This is a genomic window from Mycobacterium sp. TH-M25, from assembly GCF_057473665.1.
Map to the genome: position 1 here is coordinate 1 of NZ_JBYCLA010000586.1, position 7,357 is coordinate 7,357.

Here is a 7,357-nt window from a genome sequence, read left to right on the forward strand (position 1 = left end):
GCGCTGGCCTGCTGGGAGATGTCGGCGCCGAGATAGCGGACCGCCGAACCGAGTTCGGCTGCCAGTGCATGTCCGGCTTCGTCGTTGATGTCGACGACCAGGACCTGGGCGCCCTCCTTGACGAACGCCCGGGTGATGCCGCGTCCGATCCCGCCGGCGCCGCCGGTGACAATCGCGACCTTGCCTGCCAAACGCATGGGTGTCTCCTTACGGTCGAAGGCCGGCAATCCCGGCCGACAGCAGTTCGCGAGCCCGCTCGTTGCCGTCGAGCGTGCGGGTGACGCGGCGGGTGATCTGCCACCGCCCGTCGATGCGCCGCAGCTGGAAATGGTTCACCCCGGCCCGCCCGAGGACGTACTTCCTGTCGTGCCGGATCACCAGCACCGATTCGCAGACCGCGACGGCCTCGTCGCCGTCGACCGTCACCACCGCCGGGCCAAGGAAATGCGTTGCGCCACTGCCGATCAGCCTCTGGTGCGCGTCGGAGAGGACCATCTCGGCGACCTCCGCGCGACTGCGCATCGACCAGCCCTCGACCTCGTAGCTGCCGTCCTCGGCCCAGAGCGCGGCGGTCGCGTCGGCGTCGCCGGAGTCCACCAGCGGGCCGTAGGAGGCGAGCATCCGCTCGATGGCGCGTTCGTCCTCGACGCGGGCCAGGCGCCGCTCCAGTTCGGCCAGCCGGTCGATGCTCACGACGATTCCCCTTCGATCTTGTCGGCCAGGGCGCGCAGCGCCCCGAGTTGGTCGCAGTAGTGGCCGACGGAGTCGGCCTTAATGGAGCAGTTGACGATCGTCGCGCCGATCTCCCGCAGCGACTCCAGGCGCCGTGTCGTTTTGGCCGGGTCGCCCAGCGGGTCCATCGGGCCGGGGCCCAGGATGACGTCGAAGCCGCCCGGGAGGTCCACAGTCGCGAGCATCTCCGAAAGTTCATTTCCGCTCAGCCCGAACGGCATCCAGCCGTCGGACAGCTCCACGGCACGCCGCAGCGATCGGCGGGATCGGCCGCCTATCCAGATCGGCACGCGCGGCTGCAGCGCGTATGGCTCGACGATGACGTCGCGGTAGTGGTAGTACTCGCCGTCGTAGCTCGGCCGCGGGTTGGACAGTGATGTCCGAAGAGCCCGGATCGCATCGTCGGCGCGAGACCCGCGGTCCGCCCAGGATGAGTCGAGCATGGCGAATTCGTCCTCGATCGAGCCCACCCCGACGCCCAATACCACCCGGCCCCCGCTCATCCGGTCCAGGGTGCCGTAGCGTTTGGCGATCTCCAGGGGGTGGTGGTAGCCCAGCACCAGCACGCACGTGGTCAGCCTGATCGACGACGTCTGAGCGGCCAGGAAAGACAACGTCGCCGCCGGATCCCAGTAGACGAAGCCGCGTCCGTTGCCCTGGTCGACCGGGACGGCGACGTGCTCGGAGCAGGTCAGGTAGTCGAACCCGAGTTCGTCGGCGACCTTGGCGACGGCAACGACGTCGTCGATGCCGGCACCCTGCTCCCACGCCGACGCGATACCCGGTGTCTGGACGACAACCGGGGTGGAGAGTCCGAGGCGCACGGTCATCTAGCCCTGACCGATCAGCTGCTGCATGAAGCGGTGCGTGCCCAGCACCACCTTGGCACGATTCGGGTTGTTGCGCCGTTCCACGTCGCCGCCATTGCCGCCGGCGATGAACACCGGCCCGTTCGGCAACTGCTCCAGGCCTTCGCGCGCGACGTCGGCCGGCTCGGCGACCTTCATGCCCGGCACGTCGAAGTTCAGTCCCACACGTTCCATCGCCGGTGTCCTCGTCACGCCCAGCACCAGCTCCAGCACGTGCACGATGTGCTCGCGCAGCTCCAGCCAGAGGCCCTCGGCGAAGATCCGGCCGAACGCCTTCACCCCGCCGTAGATGGTGTGCCGCGTCGAGCCCAGGTAGCCGGCCATCGAGCCCACCATCAGGATCCCGCCGCGGCGGCGGTCCCGCATGCCGCGGCCGTAGTGCTGGACCAACTTCATCAAGGTGTTGATGTTCAGGTTGATGACGCTCGCGAAGTCGACCAGGTCGCCGTCGAGGAATTCCTCGCTGCAGGTGTTGGCCCCGGCGTTGTAGATCAGCAGGCCGACGGTGAGGTCGGCGGTCGACTCGATCAGCCGGTCGACGGCTGCGGCGTCGGTCAGGTCGGCCGCGAACGTGCGGACTTCGACACCGAGTCCACGGCAGGTGGTTGCGGTGTGCTCCAGCGGCCCGGGCTTGCGTGCGACGAGGACGAGATTGAGGCCTTCGGCGGCGAGCTGGTGGGCGAACTCGGCGCCGACGCCCTCAGACCCGCCGGCGACCACCGCCCACGGTCCATAAGTAGAAAGAATTGCCATCCCGACATCGTCACCCGCGCCCCGGCTGCTGGGCATTGGCATCTCACTGGATGAGATATTTCGGGCTGTCCGCCGGGATCCGGTGCTGCAATGGCTGGATGAATGATGCCGAGGTCTTTGCCGCAGTCGAGGCGATCAAGCAGGTGAAATACCGCTACTTGCGGGCGCTGGACACCAAACACTGGGACGACTTCACCGAAACGCTGACCGAGGACATCGCCGCCGACTACGGTGCGTCGATCGGAGCGGCGCACAAGTTCAGCGACCGGGCGACGCTGGTGGACTTCATGCGCTCCTCGTTGCCGGGAAACGTACTCAGCGAGCATCGGGTCACCCATCCCGAGATCACCGTGACCGGCCCGGACACGGCCACGGGCATTTGGTACCTGCAGGACCGGGTCATCATGGCCGACTACGACCTCATGCTGGTCGGCGCCGCCTTCTATCACGACGAGTACCGGCGCACCGCCGACGGCTGGAAGATCAGTTCCACCGGGTATCGGCGGACATATGAGGCCACGATGTCGATCTCCGGCATCCCGGACTTCAAGGTGACTCCCGGCGATGCGCTGAAGCCCTGAATTCCGGTGTAAATTCAAGGCGTGACGAGGGCTGTCAGCGCTGAGCGTCAGGAGCTCAGCCCACCATCGATGGTTGAGCGTGTCACCCTGATCCTCGACACGTTCGAACAACGGTCGACAGCCCGACTGAACCTCGACCAGATCGCGGACCGCGCTGGCCTGCCGCGGTCGACCACGCACCGGATCCTCGGACAACTGGTCTCGCTGCAGTGGCTGGAATACAACGGAGCCCGGTACAGCCTGGGCCGGCGCGCTCTCGGATTGGGAGGCCAGGACGGTCTGCACGGCGAGATCCGCCGGGCAACCGCCGAACACCTGCATCGCCTGCACCTGCGTACCGGTCTGGTGGTGCACTTGGCGGCCCTGCAGGGCCCCGACGAGGTTTTCCTCGACAAGATCGGTGGTCGTTTCGCCGCCAGACTGCCGTCGAAAGTCGGGAGCAGGCACCCCGCCTATCAGACGACCGGCGGGCGGGCGATGCTGGCATGGCTGCCACCCGAGGATGTCGATGCGCTCTTCACTCAGCGGCTTCCGCGCGGCGAGGGCGGGGCGATCTGGAATCTGACCGGCCTGCACCGGGAATTGGCCCGTATCCGGCAGGCGCACGGAATCTCGATCGACCGCGGGGCGCAGACCCGAAAGTTCGTCGGCGTAGAGCTGCCCAGCGTGGCGGCCGCCATCCGCAGTGCTGACGGTCCGGTCGCGGCGATCTGCGTGGCCGGAGCGGCGAAGTCGGTGCCGATCGAACGCCTGGTGCCGCTGGTAGCCGACGCGGCGGCACGAACTTCGGAGGCGTTGCGCTAATGGCGTCCTAGTCGAGGTTGACCAGGCCCATCTGGGTGTGTGCGATATCGGTGCTGATTTTCTCGGCTGTCGTGAGAACCTGAGGCAGTAGTTCGTCATGGACCTGGACGCTCGAATAGGTCATCGTGGACGCGGAAACACTGACCGCGGCGATGGTCTTTTTGTGTCGGCCCCGGATCGGTGCGGCCACCGAGCGCAGTCCGAAGTCAGTCTTGTGATCGACGATGCAGAAACCCTGGTCCGCGACTCGATGGAGCTCGGCCGCAAGTTCCTCCCGGGAAACGGGGCTTCCGCTGGAGAAAGACACCAGCGGCACGGAGCGTAGGCACTCTTCTCGTGCTGCGACAGGCAGGCCCGCGAGCAGCACCCGGCCCATCGCGGTGGCCGGTGCGGACAGCCTGGTTCCCACCATGATGGTCGCGGCCATGATGCGACGGACCTGCACCCGCGCGACGTAGACGATCTCGAAGCCGTCCAGCACCGCCACCGACGACGATTCGTTGATCGCCGCTGACAGTTCGGTCAGGTGCGGCTGCGCGAGGTCGGGCAGCGATAGGCTAGAAAGATAGCTGCACCCGAGTTCGAGAACCTGCGGGGTCAGCCAGAACAGCGAGCCGTCCGTGGCGATGTACCCCAACTTGGCCAGAGTGAGCAGGAACCGTCGTGCCGCCGGCCGGGATAGACCGCAACGCCGCGCGACCTCGCTGATGTTCTGCCGCGGGTTCTCGTCGCTGAACGCCCGGATGACGGACAATCCCCGTGCCAGTGACTGCACGTAGTCGCCGGAGGGCGCGATAGGTTCGTCAACTCCGTCGTCGTCTCGCTGCACTGCCATGATCGTTCGGGCCCGCCGATCCAAGGTAGGTCTGGTCCTGCTCCCCGCTGGGTACAACTGTTATGGTAGGTGACGCACTACGCTGGCATAGAGATCGGCACTGTGTGGTCCGTCCTAAACGTGCCTCGATCGGATTCATCGGCGCGCTTGGATTACGCGTGAGGCCACGCGGCGAGCGACGACCGGGACGAGACCATCCGCATCGGGAACACTACGAAACAAGTCACAGTCGATGCCGACACGTTGTCGCGGGCACAGCCTCCGTCACGTGTACCACGCCAATGTCCCCGTGTGTCGGACGTCGACGCTGATCTGGTCGGCGGTCGAGATGACTAGGGGCAGTAGTTCGTTGGCGAACTGCGACTTCGAGAATGTCGTCACCGGGACAGAGACGCTGACCGCGGCGATGGTGTTGCGCTTGCTGTCGCGGACCGGAGCTGCCGCGGAGTACAGGCCGTAGTCGACGCTGTGATCGGTGACGCAGAAACCCTGCGCTTTCACCCGGTCCAGCTCGGCAGCGAGATCTTCCGGTGAGACGACCGAGCCGCTGGTGTATGTCGTCAACGGCATGGCCGCGAGGCGCTCTTTCCGGGAAGAGGCCGGTAAACCCGCTAGCAGCACACGCCCCATGGCGGTTGCAGAGGCGGCGTACCTGGTGCCGACGACGATCGTGATCGACATGATCCGGCGAACCTGGACGCGCGCGACATAGATGATGTCAAAGCCGTCCAGGATGGTCAGCGACGACGACTCGTTGAGGGAGGCGGACAGCTTCGTCAGGTGAGGCTGGGCCAGGTCGGAGAGCGACAGGCTGGACAGGTAACTGCGCCCGAGCTCGAGCACCTGCGGGGTGAGCCAGTATTGGGTGCCGTCGGTGCTGATGTAGCCCAGCTCCGTCAGGGTCAGCAGGAAGCGCCGCGCTGCCGGGCGCGACAGGCTGCAGCGCTGGGCGATCGTGCTGACCGTGTGCCGCGGATCCTCGTCGCTGAACGCACGGATCACAGCCAGCCCACGCGCGAGTGACTGCACGTAGTCGCCGGAGGACGAGCGGGTCTCGGCGCCGCCCTGCTGACTGGTCATCATAGGGGAACCTTCCGGCCGGTGGGAGCGGTCGCCGTCGGCGCCCGGCGCGGGCAACCGCTGGAGCTGTGATGACTACCGCGTATTGACACAGTGTGTGAACTATCCCATACTGCTCGATATGCGTGCAATAGTACGGATGGCGTACGACATCGAACGGCGGAGGAACCTGATGGACCGATTGCGGTTGTTGGACGGCAGGCTGAAGCTTCGTCACCTCGTCCTGGTCGACGTCCTGACCGAGCACGGCAGTGTGATCGCCGCAGCGGAAGCGCTGCACATCACCCAACCGGTGGCCACCAGAACCCTGCGCGATCTGGAAGCGATCCTGGGAGTGTCGTTGTACGAGCGCGGTCCGCGTGGGGTGACCCCGACGATCTTCGGCGAGACTTTCACCCGGCACGCCCGGGCTATCCTCACTGAACTCACCCAGGCGGGCCGCCACGTCGCCGAACTCGCCGACGCCAACCGCGGCACCGTGGTGGTCGGTACCGATGCGGGCGGTGCGCACGTGCTGCTACTGCGGGCAATCGCCAGGCTGAAGATGGAGCGCCCACAGCTCACCGTGGTAATCCGGGAGAGTGCTCCCCGGGCGCTCTCGCTGGAGTTGTGCGCCGGACAGGTCGATCTGATCGTCGGCTGGCGCGCAGGGAGCGCCAATGAAGCCGAGGTGGGCATCCCGATCTACACCGAGCCAATCGGGATATTCACCCGAAAGTCACATCCGCTCACCGCTCGGCACTCCGTCGCGTTCGCCGATCTCCAGGGGTATCCATGGGTCGTCCCCGGCGTGGAGGCCGGCATGCGTCGGGACGCCGAACACCTTTTCGGCCGGCACGGCCTGTCGCTGCCGGCGAATCGGGTGGAGGTCACTTCGCTGGAGGCGATGCGGCAGCTGTTGCTCGAGTCCGATCTGGTCGCACTGCTTCCCGCGTCGATAGCGCAGCACGATCCGGCCCTGTGCCCGCTGCCGGTTCCGCTGAACGCAGTCAAGAGCACCATCGCGGTCACCACGCCGGTCGGTCGGACGGTCAACCCAGGCGCGCAGCTGCTGGTGCAGGTGCTGCAGAAGCTGGCCGCCGAGGATGTCGGCAGTGCGGCCGGACATGACTTTCCGGCCGCCGCACGCACACTTCTCGAACCCAGCCGGGCGTCCTGATGAACGCGCCAGGGCGAAACGCAGTCAACCGAAAATATCGAAACGGAAAGGGAAGCACATGGCATTCGTCACGACACAACCTGAGGCTCTGTCTTCGGCGGCTGGTGATCTATACAGGATCGGCGCCTCGGTGAATTCGGTTAACGCTTCGATCGCCGGCCCGACAACGGGAGTTCTTCCCGCGGCCGCAGATCCGGTCTCGGCGCTCACCGCGGCACAGTTCGCGATGCACGCGCAGCTCTACCAGACGATCAGCGCACAGGCCGCGGCGATCCACGAGCAGTTTGCGGCGACCCTTGGAACTAGCGCCACCTCGTATGCGATGACTGAGGCTGCCAACGCCGCGGCTGCGGGGTAGCGACACGTCCGTTTTCGACAGACCAACCACTCATCGACAAGTAGAAGGAGACAAATAGTGGCTACGCACTTTATGACCGACCCGGAACAGATGCGGGCGATGGCGGGCCGGTTCGACGTGCACGCCCAGACCGTCGAGGACGAGGCCCGGCGGATGATGGCGTCGTCGGAGAACATCTCCGGCGCC

General features: G+C 66.1%; 11 protein-coding genes. 5 read left to right on the forward strand and 6 right to left on the reverse strand.

The window, feature by feature from the left end; all coding sequences use genetic code 11:
* The 4 genes from AC2VOU_RS19555 to AC2VOU_RS19570 all read right to left on the reverse strand — a co-directional run.
* A partial coding sequence (locus tag AC2VOU_RS19555; protein ID WP_486958850.1) for an SDR family NAD(P)-dependent oxidoreductase occupies positions 1-197 on the reverse strand: 197 nt, incomplete at its 3' end.
* 10 nt (positions 198-207) lie between these two features.
* On the reverse strand, positions 208-693 hold the full coding sequence (locus AC2VOU_RS19560) for a nuclear transport factor 2 family protein (protein ID WP_486958851.1): 486 nt from the start codon (positions 691-693) through the stop codon (positions 208-210).
* Positions 690-1,556 carry a TIGR03619 family F420-dependent LLM class oxidoreductase gene (locus AC2VOU_RS19565; protein WP_486958859.1) on the reverse strand — a complete coding sequence of 289 codons (867 nt, stop codon included), beginning with the start codon at positions 1,554-1,556 and terminating at the stop codon, positions 690-692. Before AC2VOU_RS19565 ends, AC2VOU_RS19560 begins: the two co-directional genes overlap by 4 nt.
* A 6-nt stretch (positions 1,557-1,562) precedes the next feature.
* Positions 1,563-2,354 carry an SDR family NAD(P)-dependent oxidoreductase gene (locus AC2VOU_RS19570; RefSeq protein WP_486958852.1) on the reverse strand — a complete coding sequence of 264 codons (792 nt, stop codon included), beginning with the start codon at positions 2,352-2,354 and terminating at the stop codon, positions 1,563-1,565.
* A 98-nt stretch (positions 2,355-2,452) separates the two neighbouring features.
* On the opposite strand from AC2VOU_RS19570, the gene AC2VOU_RS19575 reads away from it, so the two are divergent.
* Together AC2VOU_RS19575 and AC2VOU_RS19580 are read left to right on the forward strand one after the other, a co-directional pair.
* On the forward strand, positions 2,453-2,935 hold the full coding sequence (locus tag AC2VOU_RS19575) for a nuclear transport factor 2 family protein (protein WP_486958853.1): 483 nt from the start codon (positions 2,453-2,455) through the stop codon (positions 2,933-2,935).
* Positions 2,936-2,956: 21 nt separating this feature from the next.
* Complete coding sequence (locus AC2VOU_RS19580) at positions 2,957-3,739, forward strand: IclR family transcriptional regulator (protein ID WP_486958854.1); 783 nt, start codon at positions 2,957-2,959, stop codon at positions 3,737-3,739.
* Between the two features lie 7 nt (positions 3,740-3,746).
* On the opposite strand, the gene AC2VOU_RS19585 is transcribed toward AC2VOU_RS19580, so the two are convergent.
* On the reverse strand, positions 3,747-4,568 hold the full coding sequence (locus tag AC2VOU_RS19585; RefSeq protein ID WP_486958855.1) for an IclR family transcriptional regulator domain-containing protein: 822 nt from the start codon (positions 4,566-4,568) through the stop codon (positions 3,747-3,749).
* A 270-nt stretch (positions 4,569-4,838) separates the two neighbouring features.
* Positions 4,839-5,654, reverse strand: coding sequence for an IclR family transcriptional regulator domain-containing protein (locus tag AC2VOU_RS19590; RefSeq protein WP_486958856.1), 816 nt, complete (start codon positions 5,652-5,654; stop codon positions 4,839-4,841).
* A gap of 139 nt (positions 5,655-5,793) precedes the next feature.
* On the opposite strand from AC2VOU_RS19590, the gene AC2VOU_RS19595 reads away from it, so the two are divergent.
* The 3 genes from AC2VOU_RS19595 to AC2VOU_RS19605 form a co-directional block, all read left to right on the forward strand.
* Positions 5,794-6,813 (forward strand): LysR substrate-binding domain-containing protein, encoded by a 1,020-nt coding sequence (locus AC2VOU_RS19595; protein WP_486958857.1) that lies wholly within the window; start codon positions 5,794-5,796, stop codon positions 6,811-6,813.
* A 58-nt stretch (positions 6,814-6,871) separates the two neighbouring features.
* Positions 6,872-7,171 (forward strand): PE family protein, encoded by a 300-nt coding sequence (locus AC2VOU_RS19600; protein WP_486958858.1) that lies wholly within the window; start codon positions 6,872-6,874, stop codon positions 7,169-7,171.
* A 57-nt stretch (positions 7,172-7,228) separates the two neighbouring features.
* Positions 7,229-7,357: WXG100 family type VII secretion target (locus AC2VOU_RS19605; protein WP_486958860.1), on the forward strand; the 129-nt coding region annotated here is incomplete at its 3' end.

What these genes read in the sequence shown, in the direction of transcription:
- AC2VOU_RS19570 (WP_486958852.1), bottom strand. Translation starts at nt 2,354, where the DNA reads ATGGCAATTCTTTCTACTTATGGACCGTGGGCGGTGGTCGCCGGCGGG.
- AC2VOU_RS19575 (WP_486958853.1), top strand. Translation starts at nt 2,453, where the DNA reads ATGAATGATGCCGAGGTCTTTGCCGCAGTCGAGGCGATCAAGCAGGTG.
- AC2VOU_RS19590 (WP_486958856.1), bottom strand. Translation starts at nt 5,654, where the DNA reads ATGACCAGTCAGCAGGGCGGCGCCGAGACCCGCTCGTCCTCCGGCGAC.
- AC2VOU_RS19595 (WP_486958857.1), top strand. Translation starts at nt 5,794, where the DNA reads ATGGCGTACGACATCGAACGGCGGAGGAACCTGATGGACCGATTGCGG.
- AC2VOU_RS19600 (WP_486958858.1), top strand. Translation starts at nt 6,872, where the DNA reads ATGGCATTCGTCACGACACAACCTGAGGCTCTGTCTTCGGCGGCTGGT.